This is a genomic window from Stenotrophomonas sp. 364, from assembly GCF_009832905.1.
Classification (GTDB): Bacteria; Pseudomonadota; Gammaproteobacteria; order Xanthomonadales; family Xanthomonadaceae; genus Stenotrophomonas; species Stenotrophomonas maltophilia_AP.
The window spans coordinates 3,745,167-3,768,006 of the sequence record NZ_CP047135.1 but is presented as its reverse complement, the minus strand read 5'-3'; the positions used below and the strand labels follow the sequence as shown (position 1 = coordinate 3,768,006).

16 protein-coding genes and 1 tRNA gene are annotated in these 22,840 nt (G+C 67.5%); 11 read left to right on the top strand and 6 right to left on the bottom strand.

Annotated features, from left to right (window positions below; all coding sequences use genetic code 11):
* The first annotated feature begins 87 nt into the window (after positions 1–87).
* The 5 genes from GQ674_RS16925 (at position 88) to GQ674_RS16905 (ending at position 6,272) form a co-directional block, all read left to right on the top strand.
* Positions 88–801 carry a hypothetical protein gene (locus GQ674_RS16925; protein ID WP_159497990.1) on the top strand — a complete coding sequence of 238 codons (714 nt, stop codon included), beginning with the start codon at positions 88–90 and terminating at the stop codon, positions 799–801.
* Positions 802–969: 168 nt separating this feature from the next.
* Positions 970–2,370 (top strand): type II toxin-antitoxin system HipA family toxin YjjJ, encoded by a 1,401-nt coding sequence (gene yjjJ, locus GQ674_RS16920; protein ID WP_159497989.1) that lies wholly within the window; start codon positions 970–972, stop codon positions 2,368–2,370.
* A 57-nt stretch (positions 2,371–2,427) separates the two neighbouring features.
* Positions 2,428–2,503, top strand: a tRNA-Ile gene (locus tag GQ674_RS16915).
* Positions 2,504–3,380: 877 nt separating this feature from the next.
* On the top strand, positions 3,381–4,451 hold the full coding sequence (locus GQ674_RS16910; RefSeq protein ID WP_236546111.1) for a hypothetical protein: 1,071 nt from the start codon (positions 3,381–3,383) through the stop codon (positions 4,449–4,451).
* Between the two features lie 576 nt (positions 4,452–5,027).
* On the top strand, positions 5,028–6,272 hold the full coding sequence (locus GQ674_RS16905; protein WP_159497988.1) for a PAS domain-containing sensor histidine kinase: 1,245 nt from the start codon (positions 5,028–5,030) through the stop codon (positions 6,270–6,272).
* A gap of 59 nt (positions 6,273–6,331) precedes the next feature.
* Here the strand turns inward: GQ674_RS16905 and GQ674_RS16900 are convergent, their stop codons facing one another.
* The 3 genes from GQ674_RS16900 to GQ674_RS16890 all read right to left on the bottom strand — a co-directional run bounded on the left by GQ674_RS16900 (position 6,332) and on the right by GQ674_RS16890 (position 10,032).
* Positions 6,332–6,661 carry a hypothetical protein gene (locus GQ674_RS16900; RefSeq protein ID WP_159497987.1) on the bottom strand — a complete coding sequence of 110 codons (330 nt, stop codon included), beginning with the start codon at positions 6,659–6,661 and terminating at the stop codon, positions 6,332–6,334.
* A 91-nt stretch (positions 6,662–6,752) separates the two neighbouring features.
* The gene (locus GQ674_RS16895) at positions 6,753–8,540 is read right to left on the bottom strand and encodes a sensor domain-containing phosphodiesterase (RefSeq protein WP_236546110.1); all 1,788 of its coding nucleotides are present in this window, start codon (positions 8,538–8,540) and stop codon (positions 6,753–6,755) included.
* 109 nt (positions 8,541–8,649) lie between these two features.
* Positions 8,650–10,032 (bottom strand): PLP-dependent aminotransferase family protein, encoded by a 1,383-nt coding sequence (locus GQ674_RS16890; RefSeq protein ID WP_159497986.1) that lies wholly within the window; start codon positions 10,030–10,032, stop codon positions 8,650–8,652.
* A 117-nt stretch (positions 10,033–10,149) separates the two neighbouring features.
* On the opposite strand from GQ674_RS16890, the gene GQ674_RS16885 reads away from it, so the two are divergent.
* Positions 10,150–11,013: a DMT family transporter gene (locus GQ674_RS16885; RefSeq protein WP_159497985.1), complete on the top strand. Its 864-nt coding sequence runs from the start codon at positions 10,150–10,152 to the stop codon at positions 11,011–11,013.
* Positions 11,014–11,034: 21 nt separating this feature from the next.
* On the opposite strand, the gene GQ674_RS16880 is transcribed toward GQ674_RS16885, so the two are convergent.
* Positions 11,035–11,304 (bottom strand): putative quinol monooxygenase, encoded by a 270-nt coding sequence (locus GQ674_RS16880; RefSeq protein WP_236546109.1) that lies wholly within the window; start codon positions 11,302–11,304, stop codon positions 11,035–11,037.
* 268 nt (positions 11,305–11,572) lie between these two features.
* Here GQ674_RS16880 and GQ674_RS16875 point away from each other — a divergent pair, with 268 nt between their 5' ends.
* From GQ674_RS16875 to arcD, 3 genes are all read left to right on the top strand, one after another.
* Positions 11,573–13,051: a SulP family inorganic anion transporter gene (locus GQ674_RS16875; protein ID WP_159497983.1), complete on the top strand. Its 1,479-nt coding sequence runs from the start codon at positions 11,573–11,575 to the stop codon at positions 13,049–13,051.
* 192 nt (positions 13,052–13,243) lie between these two features.
* Positions 13,244–15,853: a methyl-accepting chemotaxis protein gene (locus GQ674_RS21775; RefSeq protein ID WP_159497982.1), complete on the top strand. Its 2,610-nt coding sequence runs from the start codon at positions 13,244–13,246 to the stop codon at positions 15,851–15,853.
* A 166-nt stretch (positions 15,854–16,019) separates the two neighbouring features.
* On the top strand, positions 16,020–17,444 hold the full coding sequence (gene arcD, locus GQ674_RS16865) for an arginine-ornithine antiporter (protein ID WP_159497981.1): 1,425 nt from the start codon (positions 16,020–16,022) through the stop codon (positions 17,442–17,444).
* A 94-nt stretch (positions 17,445–17,538) separates the two neighbouring features.
* Here the strand turns inward: arcD and GQ674_RS16860 are convergent, their stop codons facing one another.
* Positions 17,539–17,934 carry a DUF2628 domain-containing protein gene (locus GQ674_RS16860; RefSeq protein WP_159497980.1) on the bottom strand — a complete coding sequence of 132 codons (396 nt, stop codon included), beginning with the start codon at positions 17,932–17,934 and terminating at the stop codon, positions 17,539–17,541.
* A 185-nt stretch (positions 17,935–18,119) separates the two neighbouring features.
* On the opposite strand from GQ674_RS16860, the gene GQ674_RS16855 reads away from it, so the two are divergent.
* Complete coding sequence (locus GQ674_RS16855) at positions 18,120–18,305, top strand: hypothetical protein (protein ID WP_128096964.1); 186 nt, start codon at positions 18,120–18,122, stop codon at positions 18,303–18,305.
* Positions 18,306–18,348: 43 nt separating this feature from the next.
* Here GQ674_RS16855 and GQ674_RS16850 read toward each other — a convergent pair whose 3' ends face one another.
* Positions 18,349–20,400 (bottom strand): TonB-dependent receptor, encoded by a 2,052-nt coding sequence (locus GQ674_RS16850; protein ID WP_159497979.1) that lies wholly within the window; start codon positions 20,398–20,400, stop codon positions 18,349–18,351.
* A 505-nt stretch (positions 20,401–20,905) separates the two neighbouring features.
* Between GQ674_RS16850 and mdoH the strand changes: the two genes are divergently transcribed.
* The gene (gene mdoH / locus GQ674_RS16845) at positions 20,906–22,813 is read left to right on the top strand and encodes a glucans biosynthesis glucosyltransferase MdoH (protein ID WP_159497978.1); all 1,908 of its coding nucleotides are present in this window, start codon (positions 20,906–20,908) and stop codon (positions 22,811–22,813) included.
* Positions 22,814–22,840: the final 27 nt, after the last annotated feature.

The following is a 22,840-nucleotide window of genomic DNA, read 5'->3' as shown; positions in this document are numbered from 1 at the left end:
CCGACAGACCCCGCGCAAGCGGGGTCTGTTTTTTGGGGCGGCACGTGGTGCCGCGTGTGCAGCAGGCGCGCATGCGGATGCGGTAGGATGCGCGTCGCTTTACACCTGTGGATCAATGGAATGACGATTAAAAAAGGCGTGCTTGTCCTTGCTCTGTGCCCCTTCGCCGCGCTGGCTGCGGAGCCGCAGCAGCCTGCCTGCAACGCAGCGGATTTCTTCCAGACCCAGCCGGACCTCACGGTCGGTCGCGTCGTGGATGCCGGCAACTTTGCGCTGGTGGGGGAGCGCCCCGGCTGCCTGGACACGCCGCAGGACGGCTGCCGCAGCGGCGATGAGGTCGAACCGGGCAGCAGCCTGGTGATCGGCAGCCGCTGGAACGACTACTACTGCGTGCAGGTCCTGCCACCTGGCAAAACGGTGGTGGGCTGGGCACCGGAACAGCGCGTCATGAAGACCGGCCACATGGCCGACACCGACTTCAGCAGCTGGCTGGGTCAGTGGGACGGCAGCGCCGGGCGCGTGCTGGAGATCCAGGCCAAGGGCGACACGCTGCATGTGCGCATGCTGCCCTCGAGCGGCAAAGGCGAGGGCACGCTGATCGGCAGCGCCGAGCCGATGGGCGATGAGCTGTTCCTGGGCGAGGAGCCGTGCGCAATGCGAGCCTCGCTGCAAGGGTCGAAGCTGGTGCTTACCGACAACGGAAAGTGCGCGATCGGCGGCGACAGCCCGGGGGGTGTGTACTCGAGCCGGGCGGCGGCGCAGCGGATGGAGCGGTTGTTCGAGGGCGCGGGAGATCGATAGGCGGAACACGGGATTTCGTTGCGCGTTTCGTAACTTAATTGGGCGTGTTATCTCGATGCTATTCGGAGTGATGCCATTTTAATCAATGGCTTATGGGTGGATTCAGGTTGCGCTTCGCCGAAGATTGGCGTATAGATTCGTAACTTAATTCGTTTCGAAACTCAGGCCATGGCCCGTCCTCGTACCGTCCAGCTCCAGACGCTGTTCGACAACCTGCCTGCCGGCGAGGTCGTATCAGCTGCCGATCTTGTCGATCGCCTGGGGGTTACCCGGACAACGTTGAGTCGTCTTGTGGCCGAGACCGGGGACCGCGTGGTGCGACTTGGTCGCACCCGCGCCACGGCCTATGCCGTCCGCCAGCAGACCGCCGCGGGCAGCGAGTGGCCGCTGTTCCGGCTGGGGCCGGACGCCACCCTCGAAGAACTGGGCACGGTCGTGGCACTTACGGGCGAGACCTTCCACCTGGCGACCACCGCCGCACGCCCCAATCTGACCCGTTCGCCAGACGAGACAGTCGAAGGCCACTTCCCGCGGCTGCCGTGGTACCTGGACGACCTGCGCCCGCAGGGCTTCCTCGGTCGCACCTTCGCGCATCGTCGCGGCCGGGATCTGGGCGTTCCCGACGACCTCAATCGATGGCAGCTGGCCGATACCCTGCAGGTACTCGTCCGTGCAGGCGGAACCGAAATCGGTGATCTCCTGCTCGGCGGCGATGCGGTGCAGATGGCGCTGCGCGGACTGGACGCGCCCGGTGACCGGGTTCCAGCGGGGGAGCGTGCACGCCGCTATCCCGAGCGTGCCGCGGCTGCACTGGAAGGCGAAGACGTCGGCTCGTCGCCCGGTGGCGAGCAACCGAAGTTCACCGCGACGGTCGAGCATGATGGCGGCCGCTACGCAGCGCTGGTCAAGTTCGCGCAGCCCACCGCAGGGCAAGCCGCAGAGCGCTGGGCGGACCTGCTGGTCTGCGAGCACCTGGCCCTGCAGTGCCTGCGCGACGCCGGTATGCAGGCAGCCGTTTCGGAGATACTCCAGACCGACACGCATACCTTTCTGGAGGTGCAGCGCTTCGACCGCACCGTTGACGTGCTCGGTCGGCGCGGTTTCGTCTCGTTGCTGGCGTTGTCATCGGCCTTCGTCGGCGATGTGACCCTGGACTGGGGAACGGCGGGCGACGCGTTGCTGGCGCAGGGCTGGGCCGATCGCGACGCGCAGGCCACCATGGGCAGGCTGCACGCGTTCGGCCGGCTCATCGGCAACAGCGACATGCACCAGGGCAATCTAGGTTTCCACCTGGTGGATCGCGGCCCGCTGGCGCTGGCACCGGTCTACGACATGCTGCCGATGTCACTGGCGCCTTCGCGCACCGGGGTCGTACGTGCCCCCACGCCGCTGGCATCCGTCGCGCCGGAGCGCAGTGGCCAGCTTGCGCACCTGCACTGGGCGGCGCCGCTGGCGGTGGACTACTGGCAGCGCGTGGCGGGCTCGGCACTGCTGCGTTCGGCCGAGCTGCGCGCGCTGGCGGCGGAGAATGCACGCCGGGTGCAGGCGATGGGGCAGCGTTTCGGATGATGCTTGGGCGTGGAGTGGCAAGCGTGCAGGGGGCTCCACTACACTGTGCAGCCGCAAGGGCCTATAGCTCAACGGTTAGAGCAGAGGACTCATAATCCTTTGGTTCCAGGTTCGAATCCTGGTGGGCCCACCACATTGACGTCGGGCAACGTCCATCGATGTCCAGAAATGCAAGTTTGGCGCTGGGAATAGGGCGATTTACCGTTCATCGGCCTCCAGGGGCGTCCACTTGCACCGGGTAAAAAGTGAGTCAGGCTGTGAGCCAGGGTTGGAATTTCCCTGCCCCCGACGCACTGGCGGACGACTCACATGCTCAACGACGCCAAACGACGTGCAGCGAAGGCCAAGGATTGCCCCTACCGGGTTGCTCGCAGTGAGCGACTAACTCGAGGGCGTACCGCATTGGCCAGTTGCCTCTATGTAGCGAGCCTGTCGGCCTTTAAGGAACGTGCTGTAAAACTTGATTTCGCTCCCCCCGTCAGCCCGGCTTGCGATCTCTACGAACTCCGGTGGGATGCCGCCGGTGGAAGTCGAAACAGAGTAGCCACCGGAACGCGGCTCGATTACTGACTGCCAGCGCGTTCCTCCGATACTCACCTCTCCCCATGCATCACGAATGCAAGTGGCGGAAGCCAATGCATCTTGGTTGGAAGAGAAGGTAGCCAAAGGGCCCGACGTTCGCATGTCACCGACGGATGTGCAGGCAGCCAGGAGCAGAAGCGCAATTGTGGCCGTCGCGATACCGAAATGTTGACCACTCCCTTGCATACGCCCGCTCCATTCAAAAAGGGGGAGCTCTGACGCAAACATGCGGCGGCTTCAACGCCATGGACGCAAGAACTACGCACAATGCCTTCCTCCCGTTGACCCACTCCAGGCCCTCGTCTTAGCGTCATCCAAACGCCAGACCTTTCTCCGCGGACCGAGTCAGACCCCTGCCGATGGGCACGTTGTGGAACCGTCGGTCCCATGCTCGAATCAGGCCACTCGATCGTCCAGGAGCATGACGGATGTCATTCAGATCTCAAGCACGGCACTTTGTGTGCATCGCCGTTCTTCTGCTGACGCCCCAGTGGGCCCGCGCCGAGGCGGGCGACGCTACGGCCCAGGCACCTCCGCTGGTGACGGTGGGCTACGACGCAGCCTTTGATCTGTTCAATCTGCTGGACAACCTGCCCGATTGGCTGCCGGGCTATACCAGCGCGATCTACCAGCAGGACTGGGAGCGCAGGTTCGGGCTGGACGCGGAGGATCGTGCCGCGCTCGAGGCGTATGCGCGGTTTCGCCAACGCACGTCTCCCATGGCCCGTGATGACGCGGGGAAACGCCCGCTGGCCGATAGCCTCTTCGCCGGCAGCGATACACGTACCGGCGACCCATACACCGGCTACTTCCAGAACGCGGCGTCATTCACGGCCGCGACCGAGGCCGCCATCGCTGCGCAGGCAGCCGGGGACCGGGCGCTGTTGCGACGTTTCTACGCGCGCTTTGCGCCCCGTGCGCGTGGTTTGCTGGCCGGGACAGCGCGTTTCCGCCGCCAACAGGAGGCGTTGACCAGGGAGCTGGCGGCGCCGGAAGCCGCTGCGTTTGCGGCGCGCATGCGCACCTTCTACGGCGCCGAGGCTGCCCCCATCTTCCACGTGCGTTTCGTGTGGTGGCCGTACTCGGACCGCACCCAGGCCAAGCTGCGCGGTGGCTCCATCGTGCTGTTCTCCGCGCTGGATGTGGAGGACGACTGGGCGCCGATCGTGCTGCACGAGTATGCGCATTTCCTGTCGGCGGGCCAGCCCGTGGCCAACCGGGAGGCGTTGGCTGCGGCGTTCGCGCGGCGGTGCCCAGGCGCGCTGGCCTTGCCCAATCCGTTGAACGCACTCGAAGAGCCATTGGCCATTTACTGGGGCCAGTATCGGTTCGAACGGGACGTGCGGGGAAAAACACTGTCCAGCGATGCGTCGTGGTACATCCAGCCGCACGCGGACCGTGCAGCCAAGGCCATCGCGGCCGCTTTTCCGGCCGATCGCCCGGCGCCGGCGCTTGCTGTGGGGCCGCTGTTGGACGCTGCCGCCTTGGCCTGCGAATAAGGGTGAGAGATTGCTGCCCAGCCAGCCTGCACCGCAATGCACTCGCTGCGCGGTGCCATCGCTGACCCTGAAGACATTCCGGCTGGTGGCGGCGCCGGTGGGCCAGATGCTCTGCCTAAGGTAGGTAATACGCTGCTGCCGTGAGCATGCCAGCTGGGGGTGTGGCGCCCATGCCAGCAGCCGGACGGAAGCGGGCGCCAAGGCCGGTCAGTGCACGTTGCAGACGCACTGCCCCACCCATGGCGCCCGCTGGTTTCCCGAAGAATCAGGTCGGCGCGAAACCGCGTGCGCTCTTCTTTTCATTCTTCTCTGCCTTCTTTTCCTTGGCAGTCTTGGCAGGCTTCTTCTTCTGCTCTTTCTGCTTGTCCATACCCTTGGCCATTGCAGTGTTCTCCGGTGGTTGTGGGGCGGAGCATGGCACATCTGGTGGCGCCCACGCGCGTTCCCGTGTCCGGTCGTTGGGGCCCGGTGGGGCGGCACCCGTGCCCTGGCCACCGACGGCCCTGCGCGGCGCGCCCCGGATGGGTGCAGAATGGCCCCCTATCGTCGAGCGCCGCGTCCATGACCATCCCCCAGATGGATGATGTTTTTCACCAGATCGTCGAGCTGTCCCTGGACTCCATCAAGGAAGTCTCACTGGACGGCACGGTCAGGTTCGTCAACGCCCACGGGCTGGCCCGGGTGGCGGCGGAGAATGCCGAGCATGTGATCGGCGCACAGTGGGCGTCGCTGTGGCCGGAGGAGGAACACCACAAGGTGGCCGACGCCCTGGACGCTGCCGCGCGCGGCGAGCGCCGCCAGTTCGAGGCGCAGTGCCTCACGCCTGCCGGCGAGCACCGTTTCTGGCTGGTCTCCACCAGTCCGCTGCGCGACGCGCAGGGTGCGGTGCGTGGGCTGCTGGCGGTCAACCGCGACGTCACCGCCCGGCACCGGGCCGAGGCGGCGCTGCGCACCCTGACCGCGGCGCTGCGCGAACATGCGCCGTCGATGGTGGGAACGGTGTTCACCGACGAGCTCAACGCGCAGTTGGCCAACGCCCAGCAGCGCAGCACCGAGCTGCAGGGGGAGCTGGACATCGCCCGGGTCGCCCAGCGCGTGGCCGAGACCGTAGCCGCGCAGGCGCAGAAGGGCGACGCGGTCGGGCAGTTGCTGGCCGGCACCGTGCACGACCTCAACAACGTGCTGCACGTGGCCGGTACGGCCATCGAGATGGTGCGCACGCACGGGCAGCTGGTGGAGCGCGATGCCAGTCTGCTGCAGATGGCAGACCGGGCGGTGCAGCAGGGCGCGGCAATGTCGCAGCGGCTGCTGGGGTTCGCCCGCCACCACCCCTATCGCCCGCAGTTGGTGGACGTGGCACGGATGATGGAGGAGCTGTTGCCGCTGCTGCAGCAGGCCGCGGGCGCCGGCATCACGCTGGCCTACCGCCCGGAACTCACCCAGGCGCTGGTCCAGGTTGACCCCCACAGCCTGGAACGGGCGGTGATGAACCTGGTCATCAACGCGCGCGATGCCTGCGGTGACCGCGGCAACGTCACCCTGTTGTTGGGGGAGCGGCAGGTGGAGGAGGTGCCCGTGGAGGAACCGCACAAGCCCGGTGCGTATATCGTGCTCAGCGTTCAGGATGATGGACCGGGCATCGCACCGGAGGTGCGCAAGCGCCTGTTCGAAGCCTACTTCACCACCAAGCCGGCCGGCATGGGCACCGGGCTGGGGTTGGCCCAGATTCGGGGCACGGTGCGCCAGGCCGACGGATTCGTCGAGATCGATTCGGTCCCGGGGGAAGGCGCACGATTCACGCTGGGGATCCCGCGCGCATGAGGTCCGCGCCGCCGCGAGCGGCGGCAGCGTCCGCGTTTTACTCAGTGGCGAGCGATGACCTAGTGGCGATGCAGGTGCGTGTCGTCCCCGCTTGCACCCGGTGCCTGGGTCATGTCTCCCACGGTGGGGATCAGCCCGTCTTCCACGCGCCGCACAAAGTCGGCAAAGCGCGCGCCGGAAATGGCCTGGCGGTTCTTGCACCGCTCGCAGGTGAGTACGGCCGCACCATGGGCCACGTTGACCAGGCCCGGTGCGCCGGACATGTTGAGGATGGCGTGGCACTGCAGACACTGGGCACGCACGAAGGTCAACCGGCTCAGCGCCTGCGGATCCTCCTGGCTGGCGTCACCGATTACATCCAGCAGGTAGAACAGGCCTGTATTGGGCATCCACTTGGTTCCTCGACGATGCACCTTGAGCGTACTGCCGGAGCCGATCAAGGTCCGGTGAATTCCCGGTCCAAGGCAATGGCGTGATGCCTCAGCCTACTTCGTCGGCAGGCGATCCGGCGCGGCAGGCGGCCACCAGGTGGGCTGCGGCCTCGGCCACCATCGGCCGGGCCAGGTGGTAGCCCTGTGCCTCGTCGCATCCCCACAGGCGCAGCAGCGACAGCTCCGCCTCGTTCTCCACGCCTTCGGCCACTGTGCGGTAGCCCAATTGCCGGGCCAGTTTGATGATCGCCTCCACTTTCAGCCGCGCGGTGCGTGACTGGGCCATGCCGGTGACCAGGCTGCGATCGATCTTGATCAGCGATACCGGCAGCTCGCTGAGGTAACTGAAGTTGCTGTAGCCGCTGCCGAAGTCATCGATGGCGATGCGGATGCCGGCGGCGGCCATCGCGCGAAGTTGGGGCAGGGCAGACGGATGGCCCTGCAGCCATTCGCCTTCGGTGATTTCCACTTCCAGCAACGACGCAGGCACGCCGTGGGCGGCCATCTGCGAGGACAGCATGTCCCACAGGCCGGCATCGTCGAAGTCGCGCGCCGACAGGTTCAGCGACAGGCAGAAGCCGGGCAGCGTGTGTTGCCAGCGCGCCAGCTGGGCCAAGGCATGGTCCACCACCCAGCGGCTCATCGCCGGCATCAGCGCGGTGCGCTCCAGCACGGGAATGAACTCGCCCGGCCCGACCGGCCCCAGCATCGGGTGCACCCAGCGCAGCAGCGCTTCGGCAGCCACCGGCAGGCCGTCGCACAGCGCGAAGCGGGGTTGATAGACCAGGTTGAACTGATGCTGCGCCAGGCCGCGCGCCGCGTCGGAAGCCAGCCGATAGCGGCGGCGCAGGCGCGTATCGCGGTCTTCCGAATACCAGCAGCGGCCCGCATCGGTCTGGATGGCGTGGTTCATCGCCACCAGGCATTTGCGGATCACATCCCCGGTGTCCACCGGCGTGGCCTGGAAATCGCAGACGCCGGCATGGAACTGCGGCGACATCGGGATGCTGCCGGCCAGCAACGGCCGCCGCAGGCGCTCACGCAGGCGGTCGAGCAGCGCGTCCACCTGCGCATGGTCCTGGTCGCTGAGCACGAACGCGAAGCGGCTCACGCCCACGTGGTAGGCCGCCGCCTGGTCCTGCAATACGTGCTGCACGCGCAGGGCGGCCTGCCGCAGCAGGGTTTCCACCGGCTTCATGCCCAACGCCTGGCCGGCATCGTTGGCGCTGTGCACGTCGAACACATCCAGCATCACCGCGGTGAAGCGTCCGCTGTCGCCGCGCCGCGTCAGCAGGTCCAGATCGGCCTGGAACTGCTGGCGGTTGGGCAGCCCGGTGACCTGCTCGCGGCGGCCCATCGACACCTTCAGTTCCATCTGCGCCATCACCACCCGCGCCAGGGTCTGCAGCTGCTGGGTTTCCAGGGGCGACAGCACTCGCGGCACACGGTCCATCAGGCACAGCGTACCCAGCGCCAGCCCGGCCTTGGTCACCAACGGTGCGCCGGCATAGAAGCGCAGCTGCTCTGGCCCGGTGACCAATGGGTTGTTGGCAAAGCGCGGATCTTCGCGCAGGTCGGCCACCTGCATCACCTGGTCGGACTGGATCGCCCAGGCGCACACCGAGGCATGCCGGTCGGTGCGATCCAGTGCCAGCCCGACGCGCGAGATGAAGCGCTGGCTGTCGGCATCGAGGATGGAGATCAGCGCGATCGGAACGCCGAAGGTGAAGGCCGCAAGCTCGGTGATCGGGTCCAGTGATTTCCCCAGCGCAGGGTCCATCACGTTCAGGGCTTCGATCAACGCCACCCGGTCACTATCGTCGCTTCTGTCCCACATGTACTGCGCCTGTCGTCCCCTGCCTTGTGGCTACTATCCCGCGCGGGGTGCGCAACGCCCGTGAAGTGCAGGGCAGTGTGGGGCACACGCATGAAGCATTCACGATGGATCACCCCTGCATGGCCCGCGCCAGCACCTCGAACACGCGCGTGTCCTGTGCCTGCGCGGCATTGAAGCGCAGGAAGCCGGGCGCACCCAGCGACGGGCTGAACGCATTGCCGGGCGCCAGCACCACGCCGTCGGCCAGGCTCCGCTGCGCGATGGCTGCAGCGTCCAGGCCATCGGGCAAACGGCACCACAGCAACATGCCCGCCTGCGGCACGATCCAGGGCTGGATGCCGAGCGTGGCAAGGCGATCCAGGGTGAGGTCGCGTGCGGCGGCCAGGCGCGTGCGCACGGTCTCCACGTGGCGGCGGTAGCCGCTGTCGGTGAGTGCGGTGAGCAGGATGTCGGCGGCCAGGCGACCGCCGCCGAAACTGGTGGCGATCTTCAGGTCGGCAAGGGCGTCGATCCACTCCGGTCGCGCGGCGATGAAACCGCATCGCACCGCAGCAGACAGCGTCTTGGAAAAGCTGCCGATCTGGATCACCCGCGACAACCCGTCGAAGGCGGCCAGCCGCGGCGCGGGGCTGTGTTCGAAATCCGCAAACAGGTCGTCTTCGACGATCACCAGGTCGCTGCCTTCGGCCAGCGTCAGCAGGCGGTGTGCGGTCACCGGCGAGAGCACCGCCCCGGTCGGGTTGTGCAGGCCCGAATTGGTGATGTACAGCCGCGGCGAATGCGCCTGCAGCGCCGCACCGAACGCCTCCACGTCGGGCCCGTTGGGCGTGTACGGAATGCCCACCACCTGCACCCGGTGTGCCTTGAGCAGAGCCAGGAAATTGAAATAGCAGGGGTCATCGACCAGCACGGTGTCGCCGGGCTGCAACAGGAAACGGCAGATCAGGTCGACGGCATGCGAGCCCGACTCGGCCAGCAGGATCTGCTCCGGTGCTGCGTCCACCCCCTGGCCGGCCAGCCGCCGTGCCAGCAGCTGGCGCAGCGGCGGCAGGCCCAGCGGGCTGGCGTAGTCGGCCAGGGACGTGGCCGATGCGCGGGCCGCGCTGCGCAGGCCGCGGCGGATGCCCTCGACGTACATCCAGTCTTCGGGCAACCAACCGCAGCCCGGCTTTAGCACGCGCGCATCGTGCTCCAGCGATTGCCGGGCCAGCCAGAGCGGGTCGACCTGGCGGTCGCGGGGCGGGTCGATGCCGCTCAGCGCCAGCGGTGCCACCGGTCCGTTGACGTGGAATCCCGCGCCGGGGCGTGAACTGATGACGCCTTCGGCCACCAGCCGTGCGTACGCTTCCACCACCGTGGACACAGACACCTGCAGGGCCTTGGCCTGGGCGCGCACCGACGGCAGGCGCATGCCCGGCACGTAGCTGCGGGCGTTGATGCGGGCGCGCACGCTGGTCATCACGGCGGCGATGCGGGTAGGGCGAAGCTCCATGCCACGGGGTCCGTACTGGGGATGGGGGCATAACAGTTTGGTGAAAGTGTACTGGACTGTGTCTGGGGCCGGCAGGCGCCGCGTGGTCCACTGGTGGCCACTCGCAGGAACACCAGAATGGACACCACCACCCGGGGCTGGATCAACGGATTCATCGGCGTACTGATCTTCGCCGGCTCGCTGCCCGCCACGCGCGTGGCGGTCGCCGACATTGATCCGACCTTGCTGACCGCCGCGCGCGCCAGCATCGCCGCCCTGATCGCCGCGGCGATGCTGCTGGTGCTGCGCCAACCGCGCCCGGCACGTACCGCGGTGGCGTCATTGCTGGTGGTGGCGCTGGGCGTGGTGGTGGGGTTCCCGCTGCTCACCGCGTTGGCCCTGCAACATGTGTCCTCGGCGCACTCGATCGTGTTCCTGGGCCTGCTGCCGCTGAGCACGGCGGTGTTCGGCGTGCTGCGCGGCGGCGAACGGCTGCGCCCGGCGTTCTGGGGGTTTTCGCTGCTGGGCAGCACCTCGGTTGCCGGCTACGCGCTGCTCGGCGGCGGTGCTGCGTCGTTGCAGGGCGACCTGCTGATGCTGGCGGCGGTGGTGGTGTGCGGGCTGGGCTATGCCGAAGGGGCGCGGCTGTCGCGCACGCTGGGTGGGTGGCAGGTGATCAGCTGGGCGCTCCTGCTGGCGATGCCCCTGATGGTGCCGCTGATGTGGCTGCGCTGGCCGCCCACGTTGGCCACCATCGGCGCGCCGGCCTGGTGGAGCCTGGCCTACGTGTCGGTGTTCAGCATGCTGGTCGGCTTCATGTTCTGGTATCGCGGGCTGGCCCAGGGAGGCATCGCCGCAGTGGGCCAGCTGCAGTTGCTGCAGCCGTTCTTCGGGCTGGGCCTGGCGGCGCTGCTGCTGCACGAACAGGTGAGCTGGACGATGCTGGCGGTCACCGTGTGTGCGGTCAGCTGCGTGGCCGGGGCCCGGCGGTTTGCCCGCTGAGCTGCGGCCGGGCGTAGGGCTCTAAAGCCCCATGCCACCCACAGGCTCGGTCTCGAAGCGTTCGCCGAACCCGGTGATGTGCGGCCGGGCCCTGGCGATCGCAGCCTGTACCGCAGGCAGTGCCAGCGACGCGCGATGGTGGTCCTGGCTGTCCCACACCTCGGTGATCCAGAGCGCATCGGCATCGGTGGGATCGCGGGCCACCACGTAGCTGCGGCAACCGGGCATGGCATCGGTGCCTTCCTGCAGGATCGCGATGACCGCGTCGCGCTGCCCGGGTGCGATCAACATCCTGCCAATCAAGCCGTACATGCCTGCCACCTGCCACGAGGAATCAGCCGGCATCGTGCGCGCGGCGCGCGCAGCTGGTCAACCGGCGTTTGAGCCGGGCCCGGCGCTGCGCTATCCTGCGCGCCGCCTTTGCCCGCTCCGCTGGATTGTGATGACCCCACCCTGATGCCGCGTTCACCACGCGCCCGTGCCATTGCCGGGTTCCAGGGAGTGTCCTGTCTTCATCACACAGCGCGCCGTGCGCATCGCCGGTGCGCGGAGTCTGCCCATGTCTGTTTCCTACCCGCTGCGCCAGCAATGGCTCGGCAATATCCGCGGTGACCTGCTGTCCGGGACCGTGGTCGCGCTGGCCCTGATCCCCGAGGCGATCGCGTTTTCGATCATCGCCGGGGTCGACCCCAAGGTGGGGCTGTATGCCTCGTTCTGCATCGCGGTGGTCACCGCCATCGCCGGCGGTCGCCCGGGCATGATTTCGGCGGCCACCGGTGCGATGGCGCTGGTGATGGTGGACCTGGTCAAGGACCATGGCCTGCAGTATCTGCTGGCGGCCACCATTCTGGCCGGGCTGCTGCAGGTGCTGGCGGGGGCGTTGAAACTGGGCGTGCTGATGCGCTTCGTGTCGCGCTCGGTGATCACCGGGTTCGTCAACGCGCTGGCGATCCTGATCTTCCTGGCGCAGATGCCGGAACTGATCGGGCGCTCCTGGCACGTGTGGGCCGTCTGCGCGGCCGGGCTGGCCATCATCTACCTGTTGCCGCGGGTAACGCGCGCGGTGCCTTCGCCGCTGGTGGCGATCGTGGTGCTCACCGCGCTGTCGATCGGCCTGCACTGGGACGTGCGCACCGTGGGCGACATGGGCGCGCTACCGGACAGCCTGCCGGTGTTCCTGTTCCCCGATGTGCCGCTCACCTGGGACACGCTGCGCCTGCTGCTGCCGGTGTCGGCCACGCTGGCGGTGGTGGGCCTGCTGGAGTCGATGATGACCGCGCAGATCGTGGAGGACATGACCGACACGCCCAGCCAGCGCAACCGCGAGTGCGCCGGGCAGGGCTTGGCCAACATTACCGCCGGGTTGTTCGGCGGCATGGGCGGCTGCGCGATGATCGGCCAGTCGGTGATCAACGTGTCGTCCGGCGGGCGCGGGCGGCTGTCGTGCCTGGTGGCGGGCGTACTGCTGTTGCTGCTGGTGGTGTACGGCGCCGAGTGGGTGCGGCAGATTCCGATGGCGGCGCTGGTGGCGGTGATGGTGATGGTCAGCATCGGCACGTTCCATTGGCGCTCGTTCCAGGAGCTGCGCCAGCATCCGAAAAGCTCTTCGATGGTGATGATCGCCACCGTGGTGGTGACCGTGGCTACCCACGACCTGGCCAAGGGCGTTCTGACCGGGGTGCTTTTGTCGGCGCTGTTCTTCGCCCGCAAGGTGGGGCGCATGCTGCAGGTGGGCGATACGGTACTGGCCGACGGCACCCGCGTGTACACGGTCAGCGGCCAGGTGTTCTTCGCCTCGGCCGGCCAGTTCGCCGCCAGCATCGACCTGCAGCAGGTGCCGGGGCGGGTGGTGATCGACCTGACCAATGCGCACTTCTGGGACCTCAGTGCGGTGGCGGCGCTGGAGCGGGTGGTCGACAAGCTGCGCGCCCATGGCGCCGAGGTGGAGGTGCGCGGGCTCAACGCGGCCAGCCAGACCCTGGTCGAGCGCGTGGGGCGTTCGACCGGCCAAGCGGCCGCGCGCCCCGGCGAACACTGAACGGGGTCAGGAAACGGTCCTCAACATCGGCGCGCCAGCGCCGTTATCCAGCTCAATGCCCCGATGTCTGCGATCGGGGCAAGGGCTGGCCGTGAGTTGCACCGCGCCACCCGGACCGCAATGGACTGCGCGAAGCCGTAGTGGCGCCCCCGGGCGACCGCTGATCCGACCCTTTTTCCGGAACCGCCCCCCATGCCTGCGTCCCGCCCGATTTCCTCCCAGCGCCCCGGCAGCATCGCCAACCGGCTGATGCTGGGAACCGCGCTGATCGCCATGCTCTGCTTCGGCGTGACCGCCGCCATCAGCTACCGCGAAGCCAGCCAGGCGCTGATCGATTCGTCGCGGCAGACCATGCAGAGCGAGGCCAATGCTGAATCGCGCCGGGTAGGTGCCGACCTGGCCAATGCGTTCTCCATCAGCCAGGCGCTGGCCGACAGCCTGGTGGTGCAGCACGCTGCCGGCGGCTTGACCCGGGCCACCGCCTCGCACGTGGTCGAACAGCAGCTGCGCTCGCACCCGGAGTGGGTGGGGCTGGGAACGCTGTGGGAGCCGCAGGCCTTCGACGGCAAGGACAGCGAGTTCGTCGATGCCGAAGCACACGACGCGACGGGCCGTTTCATGAGCTACTGGTCCTGGCAGGACGGCACGCCCAAGCAGGACCCGCTGAAGGGCTACGACGTGCCGGGCGACGGCGACTGGTACCTGCGTCCGCGCGCGCTGAAGCGCCAGACCGTGGCCGAACCGTATCGCTATGAAATTGCCGGCAAGCCCGTGCTGATGACGACCCTGTCCACCCCGGTGCTGGACAAGGGCACGTTCCTCGGCGCGGTCACCGTCGACTTCGGCCTGGCCGCATTGCAGGAGCGCCTGGCTGCGCTGCGCCCGATGGGCGAAGGCCACGTCGAACTGATTTCCCCGGGCGGCATCGTGCTGGCTGCGCAGGATGCCAAGGAGATCGGCAAGCGCCGCGACGATGCCGCCACCCGCCGGATCCTTGCCGCGGTGGGCGCCGACAAGCCCTACGAAGATTTCAGCGTGGATGCCGCCGGCAACGTGAAGGCGTATGTGCCGCTGCGCATCGGCACCAGCCAGGAGCGCTTCGCCCTGGGCGTGGTGGTGCCGCACGACCTGATCACCGCGCAGGCGCGTGCGCTGCTGTGGATCATCCTGGCCGTGGGCCTGGGCGCGGCGCTGGTGCTCAGCGCCAGCGTCTACGTGCTGCTGCGTCGCCAGGCGATCCGCCCGTTGGCCGAAGCGGTGCGGTTGTCGGCCGATGTCGCCGAAGGCCGCCTGGATACCGCGCTGCCGCCGCCGCGCAACGACGAAGTGGGACGCCTGCTCGAATCGATGCAGCGCATGCGCAGCCAGGTGCGCGCGGTGATGGCCGCACAGGGCGAAATGGCGCAGCGGCATGAAGCCGGTGAGCTCAGCTACCGCATGGACGTGCAGTCCTTCCCGGGCGAATACGGGCAGATGGTGGGCGACACCAACCAGCTGGTCGGCGCCAACATCGCCGTCACCCGCCGCCTGGTGGAAGTGATGCAGCGTTACGCGGTGGGCGACCTGTCCCAGGACATGGACCGCCTGCCGGGCGAGCAGGCGCGCTTCACCGAGGCGATGGATACCACCAAGGCCAACCTGCGCGCGATCAACACCCAGATCCGCGACCTGGCCGGTGCTGCGGCGCTGGGCGATTTCAGCCAGCGGGGCGACGTGGTGCGCTTCGACCACGACTTCCGCGGCATGGTCGAAAACCTCAACACCATGATGCAGGTCAGCGACGACAACCTGCAGCAGATCTCCGCGCTGCTGCGGGCGATCGCCGCCGGTGACCTCACCGCGCGCATGCACGGGCAGTTCCATGGCGTGTTCGCGCAGATGCGCGACGACGCCGACACCACCGTGACCCAGTTGACCGACATCGTCGGCCGCATCCAGCAGGCCACGGCCAGCATCAACCTGGCGGCCGGCGAGATCGCCTCGGGCAACAGCGACCTGTCGCGCCGCACCGAGCAGCAGGCGGCCAGCCTGGAAGAAACCGCGGCCTCGATGGAAGAGCTGACCTCCACCGTGCGCCAGAACGCCGATCACGCCGTGCAGGCCAACACGCTGGCGGCCAACGCGGCCGAGGTGGCGTCGCAGGGCGGGCAGGTGGTGGGCCAGGTGGTGACCACCATGGCCGGTATTGAGGCCTCGTCCAAGCGCATCGCCGAGATCATTTCGGTGATCGACGGCATCGCCTTCCAGACCAACATCCTGGCCTTGAACGCCGCCGTTGAAGCCGCCCGTGCCGGTGAGCAGGGCCGCGGGTTCGCGGTGGTGGCCTCTGAAGTGCGCGCGCTGGCGCAGCGTTCCGCCGGTGCGGCCAAGGAGATCAAGACCCTGATCGACGACTCGGTCAGCCAGGTCACCCAGGGCTCGGCACTGGTGCGCACCGCCGGTGACACCATGCAGGAAATCGTCAGCGGCGTGCGCCGCGTCAACGACATCATGGCCGAGATCTCGGCGGCGTCGAAGGAGCAGTCGGCTGGCATCGAGCAGGTGAACCAGACCATCACCCAGATGGACGAAACCACCCAGCAGAACGCCGCGCTGGTGGAAGAAGCCACCGCCGCCGCCCGTGCGATGGAAGAGCAGGCCCAGCACCTGGGCACCGCCGTGGCGATCTTCCGCATCGATACCGGCGCCTCCCCGGCCCCTGCGTCGCGCCCGCACGCTGCGCCGTCGGCCAGGCGGGCCGCCGCCGCACGCGGCGCACAGCGTGAGCCGGCGCTGGCCGGCGACGACTGGCAGACGTTCTGATCCCGGCGCGCGCGGCGGGGTCCGCCGCGCGCTCGGCTAGACTGTGCAGGTGAACACGGCAGGTACCCACGCACCTGCCCCGCACAGGACGGCGCATGAAACGCACTGCACGCACTCCGCCGTGTACCGGCGGCACGGTTCCCGCGCCCCTGTTGTCGGTGCGCGCATGACCGCGCCTTCCAACCGGCTTGGCCTGGCCGCACTCACCGCCTTGGTGGTGGGGTCGATGGTGGGCGCGGGCATCTTCTCGCTGCCGCAGAACATCGCGCGCAGTGCCGGTCCCGGCGCGGCGCTGCTGGGCTGGGCGATCAGCGGCCTGGGCATGCTGATGCTGGCGTTCGTGTTCCAGAACCTGGCCAACCGCAAGCCGCAGCTGGATGCGGGCATCTACGCCTATGCCAAGGCGGGCTTCGGCGACTACATCGGCTTCTCGTCGGCATGGGGCTACTGGATCTGTTCGCTGCTGGGCAACGTCAGCTTCTTCGTACTGATCTTCAGCGGGCTGGGCTACTTCGTGCCGGCCTTCGGCGAGGGCAATACCTGGCAGGCCATCGCCTGCGCGTCGGTCCTGTTGTGGGCCATGCACGCGACGGTCCTGCGCGGGATCGGTCAGGCGGCGCTGATCAACGCGGTGGTCACCGTGGCCAAGGTGGTCCCGATCGTGGTGTTCGTGGTGATTGCCGCCATCGGCTTCCGGCTGGAGGTCTTCACTGCGGACTTCTGGGGCACGCTGTCGCTGGGCGGCCTTGGCGGGCAGCTGCGCGGGATGATGCTGATCACCGTGTGGGTGTTCATCGGCATCGAGGGCGCCAGCATCTATTCGCGCCGGGCGGCACGCCGCGCCGATGTCGGCCGCGCCACGGTGATCGGCTTCCTGGGCGTGCTGGCGCTGCTGATGCTGGTCAACCTGCTGTCGATGGGCGTGCTGGGCCAGCAGCAGCTGGCCCACCTGCACAATCCGTCGATGGCGTTCGTGCTGGAGGCCATCGTCGGCCCATGGGGCGCGCGTCTGATCATCGTCGGGATGGTCGTGTCGGTGCTGGGTGCATTGCTGGCCTGGGTGCTGCTGTGCGCCGAAGTGCTGCATGCCGCGGCCGGCGACGGCACCATGCCCGCCTTCCTGGCCCGGCAGAACGCCAACGATGTGCCGGCCAACGCGCTGTGGCTGACCAACGGGCTGATCCAGCTGTTCCTGGTGATCACCCTGTTCAGCGCCAGCACCTACACCAGCCTGGTGCTGCTGGGCGCATCGATGGCGCTGGTGCCGTACCTGTTCTCGGCCGCCTACGGGGTGCTGGTGGCCTGGCGCGGTGAAGGGTATGCAGACCGTTCGGCGCCGCGCCGACGCGATCTGGTGATTGCGGTGCTGGCCACCGTGTACGCACTGTGGCTGGTGTATGCCGGCGGGGTCACGCAGGTGCTGCTGTCGGCACTGCTGTATGCACCGGGCATGCTGATGTTCGCGCTGGCCAAGCAGCAGCGCGGGCAGCCGGTGTTCACTCCGATGGAGCGGGTGATCGCAGTGTGCGTGCTGGCGGTGGCGCTGGCGGCGGTGTGGGGGCTGTGGCACGGCCACCTGACGTTGGGCTGAGGCGCACGCAGCGCATGCCCTGCGAATGGCAGCACACCCCAAAAAAAAGCCCGGTCACGTGACCGGGCTTTCATTCACTCCGTGAGGGCAGTGCTTACCAGCGCATGCCCGCGAAGGGGTTCCAGCTGGTGTCGCCCTTCACCTTTTCCAGGTAATAGGAGTAGTTGGCGGTCAGGGCGATCAGCAGCGACCACGCAATGCCGATGCCGTTGCCAACCGCCTTGGGCATGAAGGCGGCCACCACCATCACCACGATCGACAGACCCAGGATGGTCAGGGCCTTGCGCCACATGCCCAGGATCAGGAAGTAGATCCAGCTGAAGAACAGGGCGAAGAAGTTGAAGTTGACCTTGATCTTCTCGCCGAACGGCAGCTCCTTGTACGCGGCCTTGAAGGCCGGCGAACTCGGGGCGCCATGCTGGTTGAAGAAGTTGAAGCGGAACTGCCACTTCGGGCTGAGCGGTGCAGAAGAAGAGGTATTGGAGTCCATGTCCGTCGTATGTGTGTAAACGCTTACATGATAGCTGTGGACTTCGGCCCAGCGCCAGTATTCTGGCGCGCCCGATGGGGGAGTGCAGGGGCCGTCACACATTCGAAAACGTTTTGATATAGGGTGCGCATTCCGCGCGGCGGGGAGCCGTGGGGCGTATTGGAATGCATCGAGAAAACCAGACCATGTCGAGTGTTGTCACCCTGCCCGAACGCGCTGAAGCGGGTCCGTGCATCGCGCCTTGCCCTATTGCCACCCAGGCCCAGCACCAGTTGGCGCAACTGCAGTTCTCGCAGTCCGCGTCACGTGCGTTGGCCCGCCCGCCGGTAGTGGCCGACATCGCGGCGGCCAGCACACCGCTGACCGCCTGATCGGCACGCGCGCGGGGAACCCCCGCGCGCGGCCACGCACGCCTCAGAAGCGCGCGGTCATGCCCAGGAAGTAGCTGCGGCCGGCCACGAAGTAGTCGGTGGCGCCTTCGGCGTACAGCTTCTTGTCGGCCAGGTTGCTCACCCCGCCGCGCACGGTCAGCGTGCTGTTGACGTGCCATGCCGCGGTCAGGTCATACAGCGTGTAGGCCTTGATGAAGGTGCTGGCGATGCCGGCCTGCTTGCCGGTGTACTGCGCCGATACCGTTGCCGAGAACGCATCCAGCGGAGTCCAGTCCACCGAGGAGTAGCCGGAGAACTCCGGCGTGTCGATCAGGTTCTCGCCGGTGGTCAGGTTCTTGGCTTCCTTCATCCAGGTCGCCGCCGTGCGCCAGCGCCAGTGTTCGCCCAGGCTCAGGTTGAAGTTGCCTTCCATGCCGCTGGTGCGGGCACGCTCGACATTGTCCATGCGCGTCCACCAGTAGCCGTTGAAGAAGCCGAGGGGTTCGTATTCGATCTTGTTCTTGAAGTCGGTATGGAAGTAGGTCAGCCCGGTGTCCACGGTGCCGTTGTCGAAATTGAACCCGATCTCGCGGTTGGTGCTGGTTTCCGGATCCAGGTTCGGGTTGCCGGCCATGTAGCAGCCGCCGGTGACATAGCCCAGCGGGCGCAGCGAACCGCAGCCGCGGCCGCCCGACTGCGTCGCCGCCGACGCCGCGTTCTCGGTCAGGCTTGGCGCGCGGAAGCCCTTGGAGATGCCGCCGCGCAGCGTCCAGCTTTCCGCCGGGTGGTAGACCAGGTACGCACGCGGGCTGACGTGACTGCCGAACTGCTCGTGGTGGTCCAGCCGCGCGCCGAGGGTGAGGGCAAGCGTTTCGTGCAGCTTCAGCTCGTCCTCGACGAACACCGCCCAGGTATCCACTTCCAGTGATGCGCCATTCACCGGGTTGCCGGCGTAGTCCACCGGGGCTTGGCCGATGGTGTCGGTGTTGGTCAGCTCCTGGCGCTTCCACTGGCCGCCCACGCTCAGCTGGTGGTCCACCCACAGGGTGAACGGCGTGCTCAGGCTGCCTTCCAGGATCATGTCCTTGGCTTCGGAGCGGCCGGTCGGGCCGATGTCGTTCTTGAATTCGGTCCAGTAGCCGGTGATCTTGGAAGTGCCGAAGGACCAGTTGCCGGTGTGGCTCAGCGACAGGCTGGTGCGCTTGAGCTCGCTGGCGCCCCAGGCGCCGTCGCCTTCGTCTTCCAGCGAGGTGCTGGCAAAGGCCTGCTGCACGCCGTAGCCGGCTTCGAACTGCAGGCTCTGCGCGTCGCTCAGTGTCCAGTCCAGCAGGGCATCGAAGTTGCGGTCCTTCTCGCCGCCATAGGCATTCCCGTACATGCCGCCATTGCTGCGGTCCGAGTCGCGGTTGGTGTAGCTGGCGCCGACGCGCATGCCGACGTTCTCGGTGAGCGGGCCGGAGAAGTTGGTGCCGATCTGCTGGGTGTCCCCGCGCTTGCTGTCCTGCGGCGAGGTGTAGCTGTGGGTGGCGCTGCCGCTCCAGGTGTCGCCGATGCGACGGGTGATGATGTTGATCACCCCGCCCATCGCATCCGAGCCGTACAGCGAGGACATCGGGCCACGCACCACTTCGATGCGCTCGATCTGGTCCGGCGAGATCCAGTTGAGGTCCTGGCGGCCCAGGTCGGGACGGTAGTTGGTCGAGGCCGAGCTGCCCACGCGCTTGCCGTCCACCAGGATCAGCGTGTAGTTGGACGGCATGCCGCGCAGCTTGATCTTGGACTGTTCGCCGGCGGCGCTGAGTCCGCCGGTGACGCCGGGAATGCGGCTGAGCAGGGCGCCCAGGTCATGCACGGGCTGGCGCTCGATATCCTCGCGCGAGATCACGCTGATGCTGGCCGGGGCATCCTTGATCCATTGCTGGTTGCCCGAGGCGGTGACCACCACGGTGTCGAGGTTCTTGGCGGCGGGCTCGCCGGCGCCAGCGGCCAGCGCAACGGCCGGGGTGGCCAGCAGCAGGCACACGGCCAGCGCCAGTGGTGCACGGACCAGGCGCGCAGGACGACGGTGCAGGGGGGAGGGGCGGGGAGCAGACATGAGGGTCTTCCATGGAGGGGTAAGGAGTACCCGACCGGGAAGCGACTCGCGAAGACAGCACGACGAAGCAGGCAACCCGACCGGAGGGACTGCGCACGGCGGGGGGCCGACGCGTCTGGGTGGGTAGTGCGGTAACGCATGCCTGCCTGGTTAACGTAATGATAACCGTTTACAAAATGAATGGGGAGAGCCCTGTGCCATAAGGCCTGCGGCGTTCTGTCGCACCGCGCCTGTGGATGCCTTGGCCCGATCTTGCTGAATGGGGAGAAATCAAGGAAAGAACTTTCGCACCCGGCTTACATTTGCCCCCCTATGCTGAGCCGCATTTTTCGTCTCGGTACGGTGGAGAGTTCGTGGGTTCCGGTAGTGACAGACAACAGCTGCGTGCCGGCCACGGCTCCGCGCAGGCAGAATGCAAGCACGCCGCTGGGCGTGTCGAGATCTGGATGACCCTCTCCGCACCGGGCACGCCCGGCCTGCCATCACCCACGCAGGGGCGCCGCCGATGAGTGTGCAGTCCGTCATGCACGTGGCCGATGCCGGGCAGGCGATCCTGCCCGCCGAAGCCCCGATGTCGATGCCCGAGCAGTCCTTCAAGGAAGGGCGGCTGCAGGTGCCGCGGCAACGCACTGCGCCACGGCTGATGGCGTTGCGACGCTTCTATATCCTGGGCGGCACGGGGGCGATGACCCTCGCCGCGACCGTGATGATGTGGAAGGTGCTGGCCATGAATGGCATCAGCGTGCTCGAGGCCTGCCTGCTGGTGCTGTTCGTGGCCCTGTTCGCGTGGATCGCGCTGTCGTTCTCCGGCGCGGTGGCCGGCTTCCTCACCGCCGTGTTCGACCGGGGTTACAAGCTCGGCATCGACCCGGACCAGCCGTTGCCGGTGGTCCATACCCGCACTGCGCTGCTGATGCCTACCTACAACGAAGACCCGCGCCGGCTGCTGGCCGGCCTGCAGGCCATCTACGAATCGGTGGCCGACACCGGGCAGCTGGCGCAGTTCGATTTCTTCGTGCTCAGTGACACCCGCCGCGAGGACATCGGCGTGGCCGAGGAGCAGGCGTTCGCTGCGTTGTGCGATGCCGTGGGCGGACACGACCGCCTGTTCTACCGGCGGCGCGGCGACAACAGCGGGCGCAAGGCCGGCAACATCGCCGACTGGGTGCGCCGCTTCGGCGGTGGCTACCCGCAGATGCTGATCCTGGACGCCGACAGCCTGATGACCGGCGACACCATCGTGCGCCTGGTGGCGGGCATGGAACACAACCCCGACGTTGGCCTGATCCAGACCCTGCCGGCGGTGATCGGCGGACGCACGCTGTTTGCGCGCATGCAGCAGTTCGGCGGGCGCGTGTACGGCCCGGTGATCGGCCGCGGCGTGGCCTGGTGGCATGGCGCGGAAAGCAACTACTGGGGCCACAACGCCATCATCCGCACCCAGGCCTTCGCCGAGAACGCCGGCCTGCCCGCATTGCCCGGGCGCGAGCCGTTCGGCGGCCACGTGCTCAGCCATGATTTCGTCGAAGCGGCGCTGATGCGTCGCGGCGGCTGGGCCACGCACATGGTGCCCTACCTCAAGGGCAGCTATGAAGAGGGCCCGCCCACCCTCACCGACATGCTGGTCCGTGACCGGCGCTGGTGCCAGGGCAACCTGCAGCATGCCAAGGTGGTGGGCTCCAAGGGCCTGCACTGGGTCAGCCGCATGCACATGATGATCGGCATCGGCCACTACTTCACCGCGCCGATGTGGGGCATGTTGATGCTGGTCGGTATCGCCATTCCGCTGTTCCAGGGCGGCATCGATTTCAACGAAGTGCTGCACCTGTCGCCGAGCCTGTACTGGCGCCACCAGGACGAAGAGAAGGTGATCCGCATGTTCGCCATCACCATGGTGGTGCTGCTTACCCCCAAGGTGCTGGGCTACGTGGCCATGCTGCTGGACCGGGTGGAGCGCCGTGGCTGTGGCGGTGGCATCCGCGCACTGCTGTCGATGCTGCTGGAAACCCTGCTGGCCGCGCTGATGGCACCGGTGGTGATGTACGTGCAGTCACGCGGCGTGGCCGAGGTGCTGGCCGGCAAGGATTCGGGTTGGGATGCGCAGCAACGCGACGACGGCGGCATCTCCTGGCCGGCCCTCATCCGCGGCTATGGCGGGCTGAGCGTGTTCGGGCTGTTCATGGGCATCCTGGCCTATGCCGTGTCGCCGTCGCTGGCGGCATGGATGGCCCCGGTGGTGGTGGGCATGGTGCTGGCCATTCCGGTGGTGGCGCTGACCTCCTCGCGCAGTGCCGGCACGCTCATGCATCGGTTGCGGCTGATGGAGATTCCCGAGGAAACCGCACCGCCCAAGGTGCTGGTGCGCGCGGCGGAGCTGCGCAAGGCCGCGGCCGATGCCAAGGCGCTGGGCTGAGCGGCGCGGCATAATGCGGTTCGACCG